The organism is Mucilaginibacter sp., assembly GCF_025362475.1.
Classification (GTDB): domain Bacteria; phylum Bacteroidota; class Bacteroidia; order Sphingobacteriales; family Sphingobacteriaceae; genus Mucilaginibacter.
This window is the reverse complement of record NZ_JANYGH010000028.1, coordinates 1-14,269: the sequence shown is the minus strand read 5'-3', so window position 1 is coordinate 14,269 and position 14,269 is coordinate 1. Positions and strand designations below refer to the sequence as shown.

The 14,269-nt window shown below is 40.2% G+C and carries 13 protein-coding genes; 8 read left to right on the top strand and 5 right to left on the bottom strand.

The window, feature by feature from the left end; translation table 11 throughout:
* Window positions 1–403 precede the first annotated feature (403 nt).
* Both Q0R88_RS10555 and Q0R88_RS10550 read right to left on the bottom strand, forming a co-directional pair.
* Complete coding sequence (locus Q0R88_RS10555; protein WP_295715852.1) at window positions 404–1,165, bottom strand: LytTR family DNA-binding domain-containing protein; 762 nt, start codon at window positions 1,163–1,165, stop codon at window positions 404–406.
* Window positions 1,146–2,165 carry a histidine kinase gene (locus tag Q0R88_RS10550; protein WP_295715850.1) on the bottom strand — a complete coding sequence of 340 codons (1,020 nt, stop codon included), beginning with the start codon at window positions 2,163–2,165 and terminating at the stop codon, window positions 1,146–1,148. Before Q0R88_RS10550 ends, Q0R88_RS10555 begins: the two co-directional genes overlap by 20 nt.
* A gap of 302 nt (window positions 2,166–2,467) precedes the next feature.
* On the opposite strand from Q0R88_RS10550, the gene Q0R88_RS10545 reads away from it, so the two are divergent.
* The 5 genes from Q0R88_RS10545 (at window position 2,468) to Q0R88_RS10525 (ending at window position 5,819) form a co-directional block, all read left to right on the top strand.
* Complete coding sequence (locus Q0R88_RS10545; protein ID WP_295715848.1) at window positions 2,468–3,499, top strand: histidine kinase; 1,032 nt, start codon at window positions 2,468–2,470, stop codon at window positions 3,497–3,499.
* A 215-nt stretch (window positions 3,500–3,714) separates the two neighbouring features.
* Window positions 3,715–4,479: a DUF1223 domain-containing protein gene (locus Q0R88_RS10540; protein WP_295715846.1), complete on the top strand. Its 765-nt coding sequence runs from the start codon at window positions 3,715–3,717 to the stop codon at window positions 4,477–4,479.
* A gap of 28 nt (window positions 4,480–4,507) precedes the next feature.
* Window positions 4,508–4,696: a hypothetical protein gene (locus Q0R88_RS10535; RefSeq protein WP_295715844.1), complete on the top strand. Its 189-nt coding sequence runs from the start codon at window positions 4,508–4,510 to the stop codon at window positions 4,694–4,696.
* 103 nt (window positions 4,697–4,799) lie between these two features.
* Window positions 4,800–5,249, top strand: coding sequence for a hypothetical protein (locus Q0R88_RS10530; protein WP_295715842.1), 450 nt, complete (start codon window positions 4,800–4,802; stop codon window positions 5,247–5,249).
* Between the two features lie 198 nt (window positions 5,250–5,447).
* Window positions 5,448–5,819, top strand: coding sequence for a thioesterase family protein (locus Q0R88_RS10525; protein ID WP_366087086.1), 372 nt, complete (start codon window positions 5,448–5,450; stop codon window positions 5,817–5,819).
* Between the two features lie 102 nt (window positions 5,820–5,921).
* On the opposite strand, the gene Q0R88_RS10520 is transcribed toward Q0R88_RS10525, so the two are convergent.
* A complete protein-coding gene (locus Q0R88_RS10520; protein WP_295715838.1) occupies window positions 5,922–6,344 on the bottom strand; it encodes a carboxymuconolactone decarboxylase family protein in 423 nt (140 codons plus the stop codon).
* Window positions 6,345–6,979: 635 nt separating this feature from the next.
* On the opposite strand from Q0R88_RS10520, the gene Q0R88_RS10515 reads away from it, so the two are divergent.
* Together Q0R88_RS10515 and Q0R88_RS10510 are read left to right on the top strand one after the other, a co-directional pair.
* Complete coding sequence (locus tag Q0R88_RS10515) at window positions 6,980–8,272, top strand: epoxide hydrolase family protein (protein ID WP_295715836.1); 1,293 nt, start codon at window positions 6,980–6,982, stop codon at window positions 8,270–8,272.
* A gap of 166 nt (window positions 8,273–8,438) precedes the next feature.
* Window positions 8,439–9,119, top strand: a complete 681-nt coding sequence (locus tag Q0R88_RS10510; protein WP_295715834.1) for a metal-dependent hydrolase — start codon at window positions 8,439–8,441, stop codon at window positions 9,117–9,119.
* A gap of 188 nt (window positions 9,120–9,307) precedes the next feature.
* On the opposite strand, the gene Q0R88_RS10505 is transcribed toward Q0R88_RS10510, so the two are convergent.
* Together Q0R88_RS10505 and Q0R88_RS10500 are read right to left on the bottom strand one after the other, a co-directional pair.
* Window positions 9,308–11,986 carry a glycogen debranching protein gene (locus Q0R88_RS10505; protein WP_295715832.1) on the bottom strand — a complete coding sequence of 893 codons (2,679 nt, stop codon included), beginning with the start codon at window positions 11,984–11,986 and terminating at the stop codon, window positions 9,308–9,310.
* Window positions 11,987–12,424: 438 nt separating this feature from the next.
* Window positions 12,425–12,574, bottom strand: coding sequence for a glycoside hydrolase family 66 protein (locus Q0R88_RS10500; protein WP_295715830.1), 150 nt, complete (start codon window positions 12,572–12,574; stop codon window positions 12,425–12,427).
* A gap of 282 nt (window positions 12,575–12,856) precedes the next feature.
* On the opposite strand from Q0R88_RS10500, the gene Q0R88_RS10495 reads away from it, so the two are divergent.
* Window positions 12,857–14,209 carry an OmpA family protein gene (locus Q0R88_RS10495; RefSeq protein ID WP_295715828.1) on the top strand — a complete coding sequence of 451 codons (1,353 nt, stop codon included), beginning with the start codon at window positions 12,857–12,859 and terminating at the stop codon, window positions 14,207–14,209.
* Window positions 14,210–14,269 lie beyond the last annotated feature (60 nt).

Below are 14,269 nucleotides of genomic sequence, written 5' to 3'. Positions count from 1 at the left end.
TCCAAAACCTTTTTCGCTTTTATTTTTTCAAGCGTTTTTTCAGTTTTTATTCCCCTTTTCCTTCTCTCTTTTCTCCCTCAGCGGCGGGGTGCAAAAGTAGCAAACTTTTTGACTTTCCGAAAATTTATCTGATCTTTTTTTGAAGCTACCTTCTTCTCTCTTTCCCTCTTCCTGCTTCAAAAACCCTTTCAGTAACCTTTCTAAGAACATTCCCCGCTTCCTCGTTTGCGGGCTGCAAAGGTAGGATTGTATTTGTAACTTCCAAATTAAAAAAAAATAAAATTTAAGCCGGCAAAACAACCACTTTTATTACTGTATTCAGCAGCTGGCTGGAGTTACACTTCCCTCCCATTCAAATCACAAATTTCAGCAGCGAACAATCCCACTTACTTTGATCTTTAAACTACCTGCTTTCAAGCCAGCTTAAAAAAACACTTGTCTTTTCTTTTCCTATCAATAACTTATCGGGACTGGGAATAACAAGTTTAACAAATAACTTCCTGTCAAAATAATGTTCTACTTCCTTAATAGCCTTAAAATTAATAAGGTATTGCCTGTTAAGCCTGAAAAATTGTTTGGAAGATAGCAGGGCCTGCACCTGATCAAGCGATTGAACAATTGAATACTCCTCCTCATGAAATGTCATGATGGTGGAAGAATCATTCCTGATATAGAAAAAGGCTATTTGATCTGTTTGTATAGTAATATACTTATTGTGTGTGAAAACTAAAAAGCTCTTTTTACCCTCATCCATCCCAATCTTCTTTAATAATCCATCCAAATCGGGCTGAGTATTTTGCTGAAAAAAGTTTTTAAAGTTTTCAACCTTTTCAAAAGCTTCCTGTAATTCATCTTTAGAAAAAGGTTTCAGTAAATAATCAATGCCGTTAGCCTTGATCGCATCCATTGCATATTCACCGTACGCGGTGCAAAATACTATTGGGCAATGAATTTTAACCGCCTTAAATATCTCAAAACATAAGCCGTCAGAAAGCTGAATATCCATAAAGATCAGATCTGGCTCCTCATTTTGAGAGAGGTAATTAACCGAACTTTCAATACTCTGGAAATGCGCCGCAATTTTGGCATCAGGCCTCATTTTAGTAATCAGATTTGCCAGGGACTTTGCTGCTTTAAGCTCGTCTTCAATAATGATTATTTTCATAAATGATTGGAAGTTTTATGGTGAATAAAGTTTCACTGGCGTGGATCTCTATTTTTTTATTTAAAAGATGCAGATAGCGCTGATTGATGTTTTCGAGCCCCATTCCCGTAGAAACTTCGGGCGTTTTTTTGAGCTGAAGCTGATTTTCAACAACAATGAAATCCTTTTCTGAATATAAACGGATGTGCAGGGGACGATCCAACGATACAATATTGTGCTTAATACAATTTTCAATGAGGAGCTGCAGCGTAAAAGGAGGTACTAAAGATTGATAGAAATCCTTATCAATAGTAATGGAAAGATCAATACCATCCTCAAAACGCGCCTTTAACAAAAACAAATAGGCATCAAGTATCTCGAGTTCATCAGAAAGCCTGATCAGATCCATTTTTCGGCTTTCGAGGGTGAACCTGTAGAAATCCGCAAGCTTTAATATAAACTCCTCCGTATGCTCATCACTGCTCTCCACCATGTATTTCAGGGTGTTTAAACTATTAAACAGGAAGTGTGGATTTACTTGTTGTTTAAGTAGTTCATACTGTGCGCCCAGATTGTCTGATTTGGTACGCTCCAGCTCTATGCCTACCTGCTGATTCTGGTAACTCTGATATAACATATTCAAAAACATGTAAAACATGATATTGACCAGAATTCCTCTTACTTCGAACATTAGCATTACCGGGCCAAAATTTAAGTGCGAGAGCAAAAATTGCTGAATGCAGGCCAAAATAAACATTACCCCAATTCCAAAAAATACACCCTTAAGCAGCCGTATAATTGAAAATCCATTGGCAACATCCCGCGAAGTGTAGGCTGGAAGGGTAATTATATTATAATACCATGTAACAACAGCAAATAAACATGTTACGGTTGAATCGACAAGTGCCTCGTAAAGATTGAAGTGACGTTCAGCAATTTTTGGAACCGAAGTAAGCACACCCAGGAAAAAAGAACTCAGCCATATTATTTTATTTGAAATCTTAAATGGTTTTTTTCTCATATCAATTAAAAGATCAAATATAGTTAAGTAGCGAATTGATTTAATAATGCAAGCCAGTTCGTGGCACTTCAGGATTCGAAATGTCTATTCAGGCAATTCAATTGTCTGGTTGAACTTGTAATTACTACCCTTTCGCATCTGTTTAACATAGCTTAGTATAAAACGATCATCAAAGTTATGAAATTATCAAAGCGGCCAAGGGCAGGAAACATAGGTTTATTTATCGCCCAAAATATCACTAACCATCAGGATAAAATTAATCAGATCATTGATTTAAAAACCCTGGTATTTCCACAATCATCATGAACAATTCAAATAAAAAAAATGCCTATAAAATATCTCCGGCAATTATCTGGCTAAGCTCCCTTTTTATGGGCGCATTAGCCTCTGTACCTAAAATTGCCGCACAGCACTTTAGCATTGCGGAGGCGTTGGTGAATTCAGGCGCTACTTTTTTGTTTGCATTATTTGTATGGTATTACCACATCTACACACTTCGGCGTTATAACCCGCACCATAAAATCAAAAGATTACCGATACTGCCGCTCATATTTAGCATTTTGGTTGGCTCGGTGGTTATGTTTATGCTTGCTTACGGTCAGCATTTAATGTTTTCAAGTATAAATTTCAGATCAGAGGTGCTAATGGTTGAAGTAAGGGGCATACTCATTAACCTGGCGTTTTACACACTTCTTCATCTGTTGTATCAAGGTTACCAAAATCAACAGGTAGGCATAGAGCTGGAGCGCACCAAAGCGGACGCCCTGGGCGCGCAATACGAACTGCTGAAACAACAGGTGAATCCACATTTCCTGTTTAACAATATGAACGCCCTGAAAGCAATGGTAGAAACCGGTGATGAGCATACGGTGGAGTTCATTTTAAAACTATCTGATTTTTACAGATTTACTTTGCAAAGTCGTAAGCACGACCTTATTCAAATATCTGACGAGATTGAAATATTGAACACGTATATGTTTTTATTGAAAACAAGGTTTGAGGACGGGATAAATCTTGTAAATATCATTGAACCCCGATACTCCACATCCCTGATTCCTCCATTTACGCTACAATTGTTAATTGAAAATTGCATCAAGCACAATGTTGTATCCCTTGATCGCCCTCTTAACATTAAACTGTATACTGAAAATGAAAAAATAATAGTCGAAAATCAGTTACAGCTTAAAAAGACTCCGGAGATTTCTACTAAAACGGGGCTCGAAAATATTAACCAGCGTTATAACCATCTGTTAAACCTGAAAATTGATATTGAAATTAACGAAGAGTCCTTTAAAATTAAACTTCCTATAATACATGAAGATTCGAAGCGATAAACAGACTGTTACCATATAATGGATAGTTTTCAATGGCTGTGCGACCAGACAATTATGCGTGACCAGATCAGCATGAAAAAAGTCTACCTCAGCTAAAACTATGCCCGACTGGGCCAATTTTAACTAACCGACCGCCCCCTTTTGAAATAGTTTTGTGTAACAAATAAGAAAAAAACATGAAATCAATTAAAATTTTAGGACTAATAACTTGCTTTATGATAACCGCATTATCCTTTTCGGCCTTTATTGGCAAGAATAAATCAACTGCTAAAAAAGATACTGTAAAAGCTGATGGAAAAGGTTTTGCAGTATTAGAATTATTTACATCGGAGGGATGTTCAAGTTGCCCACCTGCTGATGAGTTAATGGCGAAAATACAGGAGGAAGCGCATGGGAAAGACATCTATTTACTGGCATACCATGTTGATTACTGGAACAGGTTGGGATGGAAGGATATTTTCAGCAGCGCCGATTTTTCAAACCGACAGATACAATACGGACGCTGGCTGGGCGGAGTTCAAATTTATACTCCCCAGGTTATTGTAAACGGGAAAGCCGAATTTGTAGGATCGGATGAATCTGCACTTCGCAATGCAATCTCTGGCGAGTTGAATACCAAACCAAGTGCAACACTAACGCTCCAGGCTCAGGCGGATGGTGAAAAACTTAAAGTACAATACCATGCAAGTAAAGCGAAACAGGGCAGCAGTTTATTGATTGCAGTAGTACAAAAAAATGCACAAAGCAAGGTGGAGCGTGGTGAAAACGCCGGACACACGCTATCGCACGTGCAGATTGTACGTAAACTACAGAATGAACCTTTAAACGCCAGCGGGAATGGAAGTGCCACAATAGCATTGCCAAAAGGATTCAACAATCAAGACTGGGAAGTACTTGCGCTGATACAAGACCAAAGCAACGGTGAAATTTTAGGAGTTGCCAAAGCTGATCTGGCTAATAATCCAACCGTTGAAAAATAAGGAATAGTTATTAACCGCAAACAGAATCATGAATAAAATCAGCAAATATGGGCAGAATAGGTTAATTATCGGTTTAATTTCATTGCTATCCATGTCATTTGTTACAAGCGCTCCTTTTGAAAGTAATCCCCAGGATTGCGAGCTGATAAGCGTTATACCAAAAAAGAAAAACACCGGATTCTTAACAGATGAAGATAACATGTCTTCGCCAGATTGAAAATTGTCTGTATTTATTTCCTACCTATTTTAGACATAATAAATGAACAGTAAACCGCAGGCATTCTTGCAATTGGGTTGGAAATTTTAAATTAACAATCACCATGAAAAAACAATTTTTAATAGCAATAGCGTTGTTTTTCTGTATCCGGGCTTATGCCCAGGTTGGAACGCCAGTGAAATGGTCTTACGCACCCCAAACACTAAATTGCACGGAAGAAGCCGTGTCTTTAAAAGCAAACATACGATCTGGCTTTCGCCTCAATTCATTTCGCCTTGGTAATATGAGCGCAGGCAAAGCTTCATTTGAGCCTGCAAAGTCAAGCTTTTATCAGGAAAAGGACATTACTGTAGCGCCTGTTCCACTATCTAAATTCAAAAATGCATTTAGCAATGTTGCAAATCTTGAAAATGAATCATTTTATCGGCGATATGTAACACTGAAATTTCCAAAGGTGATTGACGACGCAGGCAAACTCGGTTACGTTGCTTACGGCGACAAAAAATATCTGCCATCAACAGCCAATGACTTCATTATTTCTTTGGGTAAGTAACAACTCTGTACAGGGGATAACAAAACCGGGAGTAATAAATAACTTTGCATTATAAACAAAAAGCACAGTGTTATATACCTATATTATATATACTGTGCTTTGCCATGAAAGTAATAACCCAAAATATCGCCCTTACATTTTAAATAAATACAAACGGAATATTCAAAAAATTATATTGCAAAGGAAGAGCACATAGATGTGCAGGAAATTATGGATGGCCTATTTTACCCATTTTATATGGAGTATTGCAGGCATGATTATATCAGGGAAGTACTTGGCTTCGATTTTGAAACTGAAGCAAAAAATGGGGTATTTATGGTTTTATCTAACTACAGCATCAGCTTTTTAAGATCATTAAAAAAGGGTGATAACTTTACCGTTACCTGTACTTTATATGCCGATAAGGCCGGGCTGCCAAAGCTGCATTTTAAGCAGTCCATTATTTTAAACGGCAAGGTGATGACCAAAGCTACATTCACCGGCACTTGTGTCCCAGCCACAGGCGGCAGGCCATTTTTACCACCTGCCATTCTCGAAAAAACAAAAGATGCCCCGATATTGGAATTGTAAGCCGCGGTGACAGTCGCTTGAGCTATCAATCGAAACTACGATTTCTTTTCATGTAATTTAAAAGTACTAATTAGTAGAGTCCGGACTTTGTTCTGTACTCTACTAATAGGTAGTTCTTACAATCCTGTTCCAGGCGTTAATGGTAACAATAACCATAATGACTTGTGCCAATGAAACATCATCAAACACTTTGGCGGCATTACTATAAGTATCATCAGCAACGCCCTGAGATATATTGGTAATTTCTTCGGCAAGTGCAAGCGAGGCGCGTTCTCTTTCTGTGTAATCCGTGGCTTCGCGCCAGGATCTTAGCCCGCTGATACGCTGTTCTGTGTCGCCCAATTTAATTGACTCTTTCGTGTGCATATCCATACAATAAGTACAACCGTTGATCTGTGATACCCTGTTCCTGATCAGTTCGATCAGGATAGGATCAAGACCGCTTTGATTAACGTAGTCTTCCAAACCATCCATTGCCGCAAACGCCCCGGGCTGAAGGTTATTGATATTTATTCTTTTGTTCATAACAAGGAAACCTGTTTTAAATAAAAACAGGCACAAAAGTATCAATTAGTAGCAATCCCATGATACCCAAATCGGAATTGATCTCCTCGCGAAATATATCAGGACCTATCCCAAATTGTTTCTTAAAAAATTCACTGAAGTATCACAGCGAAACTATATTTCCAGGTTGTTTAGGATATTATATCACTATCTGCATAAATTCATTTAATATAATGATTTTTAATGGCTTATTGATATTTTTGTCCCTATAATCTCCTGGTAACTACGTTCTTGAATAACCAACCCTAAGGTGCGGAGATTTCTTTAAACTAAATGGTTAAACAGCTTTTACGAAAGCTGCAATACAATCATCAGCCAATATAAATCAACAGAAAAGATAAATTTTCTAAAAAGCGTCGTTCCACCACCAGAAGGTGTTTATGTATACAACATCTCCGTCGCTCTTAATCAATCCGTACACAACAGCTATAGCTAACAGGTATAATATGGAACTCTATTTAAATTGAAAAGTTTTCGGGTTTAAAAATGACTACTTCAAGGCCAACTTAGTCCAGTTAAACTATTTGGTGGTAGGACGTAGCCTGATCTGAGGATACTTTTGAGGCAACAATTCAAAACACTAAAAATTTAAAGCAATGAAAAAGAACAAACGCACCTTTGCCAGTACAATTATTACCGGCATTACCGGAGTACTTGTACTATTAGCCACTACAGGCTTTTCCCAGACTGCTCCTGCCAGCAATGATTCTACCCAGATACGCCCTTTTCACGTTAACATTCCTGACGCGGCACTAACCGATCTTCGCCAGCGCGTGTTGGCAACAAGATGGCCCGATAAGGAAACTGTAACTGATCGTACGCAGGGCGTGAAACTGGAACAGATCCAAAACCTGGTAAAATACTGGGGTACAGATTATGACTGGCGTAAAGCAGAAGCAAAGCTGAATGCCCTGCCGCAGTTTATAACCCATATAGATGGACTTGATATACATTTTATACATGTACGCTCTAAAAATCCAAAAGCCCTGCCCATCATCCTGACACATGGCTGGCCTGGTTCTATATTTGAGCTCCTGAAAATTATTGGCCCGCTTACGGACCCGGAAGCTTACGGCGGCAAAGCATCAGATGCATTTGACGTAGTAATACCTTCTATGCCCGGCTATGGCTTTTCTGAAAAACCTAAGACTACCGGCTGGGGTCCTGACCGCATAGGCAAAGCATGGGATGTGTTAATGAAACGCCTTGGATATACTCATTATGTATCGCAAGGTGGCGACTGGGGGTCAGTTGTAGCTGATGCAATGGGCCGTCAAAAACCTGCAGGTTTATTAGGTATCCACGTAAACATGCCTGCAACCGTACCTGCTGATATAGCGAAAGCGCTTCAAAGCGGCGGTCCTGAACCAGCCGGACTTTCAGCTAAGGAAAAAGCCGCTTATAAATCAATGAATTATTTATATACCAAAGGTGGTGGCTATGCCGGCATCATGGTAACCCGCCCGCAAACAATAGGTTATAGTTTAACAGATTCGCCTGTTGGCCTTGCTTCTTTCTTCTTAGACAAGTTTAACGACTGGACCTATAGCGGAGGCGATGCCCAGAAAGTACTTACAAAAGACGAGATCCTTGACGATATCACCCTTTACTGGTTAACCAATACCGCGGCTTCGTCAGCACAGCTTTACTGGGAAAATGGCACCAATAACTTCAATGTTGTTGAGCAACGGACACATGAAATAACAATCCCGGTTGCTATAAGCGTATTTCCAGGTGAAATTTACCAGGCGCCAAAAACCTGGGCAGAAAAAGCTTACCCTCATCTGATCTATTTCCACGAAGCAAACAATGGCGGCCATTTTGCCCAATGGGAGCAACCGCAAATATTTGCTGAAGAACTTCGTGCAGCATTTAAATCCCTGCGTTAATTTAGATAAAGCCAGTTTGACGGCGCGCAATATGTGCGCCGTCTTTTTTTATCTCTAATAAAATATAGCCACATTAAAACAATCTAATTAACAGTTGTTTACTGTGCATAATTACCTGTTAATATCCCACATCGCTAATTAATACATTTACAATAAAACCAAAGAAATGAAAATTACCTATTACGGCCATTCATGTTTCTCAGTAGTTGCAGGTGGTAAAAATATTTTGTTTGATCCCTATATCACGGGAAACGAGCTGGCAAAAAACATCGATATTAATGAGATTGAAGCCGATTATATTTTTGTATCCCATGGTCATTTCGACCATATACTTGATGCTGAAGCTATCGCAAAACGTACGGGTGCGCAAGTTGTTGGCAGTTTTGAATTATATAATTATTTCACTAAGCAAGGTTTAACAAATGTGCTTCCCATAAACCCGGGCGGTCAGGCTTCATTTGATTTTGGAATGGTAAAAGCTGTTATTGCACAACACTCCAGTAGTTTCCAGGATGGCAGTTATGCAGGAGTGGCGAGTGGATTTGTTTTTAAAACCAATGATGGTAATTTTTATTACAGCGGCGATACCGCCCTTACTTTAGATATGACCTTAATTCCCAAATGGGCCAGTCTCGACTTTGCCATATTCCCGATAGGTGATATGTTAACAATGGGCGTAAACGATGCCATTGAAGCCGCCCAGTTTGTAAACGTAAACCAGGTGATGGGTGTGCATTATGATACCTTCGGTTTTATCAAAATTGATAAATCTGATGCAATCCAGAAATTCGAACAATCGGGTTTGAAATTGCATTTACCTAAAATAGGCGACAGCATCAATATATAGTAAAGCAAAACTTTGATGGCCTATATATAATGGTATCATATCCTATAGATAAAAAAATTGTCCCGGATCTCATCCCGGGACAATTATATATTAATATCAGCTCAATCTCACGCTGATTCTGATTACAAATGAAGTTTATATATTCAATTTACGGCAATCAGTAAATATCAATTTCAAATCAATATGTATCAATGATCGGTAAGCCTTATCAGGCGTACATGATCAATCATTGCCTGGTTAACATCACCATTCATGTTTTCGTTGGCATCCTTCAATTGCAATTTGATCTGGTGCATGCCTTTGCCAAGCTTTACTTTAACCACGTTGCTATATCCCCAGTTGCTCCACTCCTCTTTTCCTCTTTGTGGTAATACAACGGTACCTGTAAAATGCTTATCCACATCCAATGTGCGTATGGCGCATTTATTTTCTGTATTGATGGGTCCGTTACCATTGGCATACCTAAAATCAATGGCATAGATGCCATTTTGATCAACCTTAACTGCGATATTTAAACTGATGTTTACCGTTTTGCTGATCTCCACAAAACCTTTACCCGTAAAACCCTGGTAAGCCAGGGGCGACTGATCAACCGAACCCTCAGCCTCAATAGTTTGCACCGAACCGGCAGGAACAACCTGTAAAGGTTCACTTGCAAATGAACCCACACCTTTTGTATCAACAGCAATAACCTGGTACTCGGCATACTCATTGGCATTTACCGCATATCCAGTCGTTTTAGTATTAGCGACAGGCTGCCCATTTTTAATGATACGATAGCTTGCGGCCCCTGCTGTTTTTGGCCAGCTAAGCTTGCCTTTGGCATACACCGCAATCGGGGTTTCAGGTGCGATGTAACCCGGACTAAGATTGCTTTTACCTGCTAGTACATTATTGGCTAATACTATTTTGACGCTATGCTTTCCGGTCAGATCAGCGGAAATAATTGCATCGGTTATAACTTTACTATCAAGAGTCATGCTTTTAATTTGGTTGCCATATCCCTCCATCGTAATATTCAGCGTTGCCCCCCGGTATTTAAAATTATCCAATGTGCGTGTGCCGGCCAGTGCCCGGGGTACAAATGGTTTTAACTGCAAACTGTTCTCATTGTAGTGGATCCCAAACAGTACTTTATAAACCAATGCGATATTACCCGATAGGCTCCAGAGCATATTGCTGCTGTTTATTTGGGTACCGGCGAAGTCGCCGTTGCTGGCCACAAAGTTTTCCTTGTTGGTAAGCCACAACGCCGCAGGGCGGTATATCGCGCTTATGGCCCTGAAAACCGCTTCTTCATTACCCGCTTTGGCCGATGCCATAGCCCAGTAGGTTTCTACAAAGGGCCATACGGCGTTGTTATGGTAAGGCAAGATATTAGGGATCTGTGGGTAAATACATGGAATGCCAAACTCATTTACAGGAGTATTGTTCACCACCATTTGCTGCTTACCCGCGTCGGCCGCGTCAAATAGCACAGCCAGGGCCTCGCCCAATGCTTCAGATCTGGGTGACACCGTTTTATAATTGCGACCATACAAGTATTGGCCATAGTATCCTTTGGAAGGCAACCACAGGTTGTTCAAACCTTTTTTAATGCCCGCCGCTTGTTGGGTATAGCTTTTAGCCGCAGCTTTATCATTCAGCAAACCGGCCATAGAGGCTAACACCTTGTTCACCTGGTAATGTACCACAGTAGTACCCAGGCATTCCGACTCATAGATATCCGCTGGTTGCATCCATTTAGGGTAAGTTTCTTCGCGCCAGTCAAGAAACGAAGATTCGCCACGCACCATGCCCGTTTCCTTATCGTACACATTCAGCGCATCGTCGGCAGCCGATTTTTTGATGATCCTGTAAGCTTTTTCCAGCCAATCCTTATCGCCGGTTACTTTGTAAACCTCCCAGGCAGCTACTGCCCAGATCATCCTGTCTGATGATACAGGATAAGCGCCGCCCGTTCCGGTGTCCTGGATTATCCTGCCATTTTTCACCTTCTTCATCAGGCTGTAAACCGCAACCCGGGGTTGCAGCACAGCCATCGAGAGGATAATACTATAACTAATATCTCTCGTCCAAACCCCTCCCCACTCCTTACCGGTGCGGAAGGTGCTATCGGGTTCAACAGCGTTTTGCATTTCCTCCAAAGCAAGGTTATACAGCGCGTCGCTGATCCGGTATCCCGAATGATACTGCGGAAAAGCACTTACATCTTTAGTCATTTTCCATGACGAGGCTGTACTGTTTGCATCCTGGGGTTTGTTCAGCACCAGGGTGGTTTCATAGATACCGTCACCATCAGGGTCCTTCAGTTCCAGTTCGGGGCGGTTATGGATATTATTGAAATCCCATATCATGGGCGCCGTGTTGCCGGCTACATATACTCCTTTAAAATCAGCCTTATATATTTTATCGCCATTAAAGCAGGTGTAATACCCCTTGCTTTTAAAGGCATCTAACACGGCGCGCATATCCAACCTGATCCTGAAACTGGTGGAGGGCTTCAGGTAGCTGCCTTGCGGCACGGCCTTATGATCGGCATCGCTTTCACCAAATTTAATCAGCGGCGTTTCATTAGCTTGGGCAATACAGCTGAAATGATGATCGTTACCCGATGGCAGTTCATTGTCTTTACCATTAATGCTGAACTTGAAATCGATAACGGGGCTCTTGTACAGGTTGGCCGGGCTTTGATAGTCGGACTGTAACTCTGTAGCTGAAATAGCCTTCGCTGTGTATTTACCCTGTACCACCCTATCGGCGTATACAGTATATGCTTTTGATGTGTAAATGGGTTTACTGCTTTGCGCGTTCACGTAGCCAGCTGTGAGCAGTAAACTAAAAATTACAGGAATTGAATATTTCATTAAAAGGTATTTAACGTTTATACTATTGGTTTAAACCACATGTGCTAAGTGTTCCATACGGAACGGTGATACACCCTGAACGGGATGAACACATTACATATTGACAATCAATACATTAAATATTTTTACAATCACAGAATGGAACAATATAACTACTGATAATCAACACATTAACTCTTACTGAAACAAAGCCAGAAGTGCAAATGTTTTGATTTTTATGCCCGGAACCTCCGGCTTGGTGTCCCGGGCAATTTCAGTAGTACTTACTGGTACTTCACTACAATCATATCCCAATATTTAAGTAAGGGCAATGTAAATGTAGCCGAATTTCCGGATTGTGTAAAGTTACCGCCCTGGATGCGCGGCCATCAATATCAGGCGATGCTACCCAGATACTTTTAATGGCTTTTGTTGCTGTAAAGTTGAAACGACCATTGGTTACCGGCTTGGCGCTCCTTGTGTTCCATTACGGTCTCGCCAATCAAAGCTGGCCGCGTTGGCAAAATTAATAAGATGATTAACCTGTTTAGCTCCCAGGCCTTTACCTATTACCGAAACCTGCGCGCTTTGCGGCGGAAAGTTGTTCAACTTAGTTTTACCATCAGCCGCTGTAATTAATAGCTTCCGGCCTTCTTTGTATAATTTATTTAGTTAGTAGCCATGCAAATCCCGCGGATTACCCACTAAACGGGCACATAATACCAGGCAAATTTTATCGTTAAAAGCCTCAAAATCAACCCTTGTTTCTTTTTTTAATAATTAAAAAATCTTTTTTTTCTCCAACCGAAAACTTTTCTCTTATTAATAGGTTATAAGCTTAATTATTTTAACAATTAGGGTTGTTACCCTAAGACAATTAATCGATAAACTATGAAATATTCTACATTAAAGAAAACAGTCGCATTGTCATTTGCTTCTTTGATGGTTGTAGGGATAGCTAATGCTCAAACCGATACCACCAAAACAACAACTACCACAACAACTGCAACTACAACTTCGGCTGAAACTTCTACTGCCAAGGTATTTGGCGGTATTGGTCAGTACAACACCTTTAGTATCGGCGTTAACGTTGGTATTACAGACGGACTTGTTCCATTTACTATTAACACTACAAACAAGTTCAAAGTTGATTTGGGTTATGGTGTTACCTTAAGGCAACAACTATCTCACACCTTTAGCTTACAATTAGACTACTTAGGTGGTAAAGTTCACGGTATCGACAAAGAAGGAACACAGAAATTTGGTATCACCGAGTATAAAACTTCTTTCAATTCAGGAGCTATCAGTGGTGTATTCAACATTGCAAGTGTTAGCTTTTTACACCGCAAAAACAGTGTTAACTTTTATACATCTGCCGGTTTAGGTTTAGATATGTATAAAATTAAAGAAAATACTCCTGTTGGCGGAAGTCCGGTAGCCTTACCATTCGGTGATAAAAACGTGAAAGAATTATTTGCTCCTGTAGGTGCAGGTGTTAAATTCAGATTATCTGATGCGTTAGCTTTAAACTTAGGTTACACTGTTAGCTTTGTACAGGGTTATAACTTCTCCGGTGCTCACACCTATCCTACTTTTAGCCACTACTCTTATACTTACGGTGGTTTAGAGTACACTTTTGGTCCTAAATCAAAACAAAACTTAGAGTGGGTAAACCCGGTTGCTCAAATGTATGATGAATTGTACGATGCAGCTTTACGACAGGAAGTTGAAGCTTTAAAAGGCCGTGTTACCAACGTAGAAACTGCGGTTAACGACCTGAAAAAAGATTCAGACGGTGACGGTGTTGCTGATCAGTTTGACAAATGCCCAGGTACTGCTGCTGGTAGCGTTGTTGATGGTTCTGGTTGCGTTATCGTATTCCCTAAACCAGCTGTTGATTCAACTGCTGTTAAAGGTACTGCTTACTCAAACATCCAGTTTGAATTTGATAGCTCGGTATTACGCACTTCATCTTACCCTGTGTTAGATGCAACTTCAGCTGACCTTAGGGCTTCTGGTAAAGGTGTAGAAATAGATGGTTACGCTTCATCTGAAGGTACTGCTGCTCACAACATCGCTTTATCAAAAGACCGTGCTAACTCTGTAAAAACTTACTTAGTTAACTCTGGTGTTGATGCTAAGAAAGTGAAAGTAAAAGGCTTTGGTGAAACCAACCCAATTGCTGATAACTCAACTGAAGAAGGACGTGTATTAAACCGTCGTGTTCAGTTCAAACAAAAATAATCTTTAATAAAATATTATTTGAAAAGGCTCCGGATAACCCGGAGCTTTTTTTGTTTTATG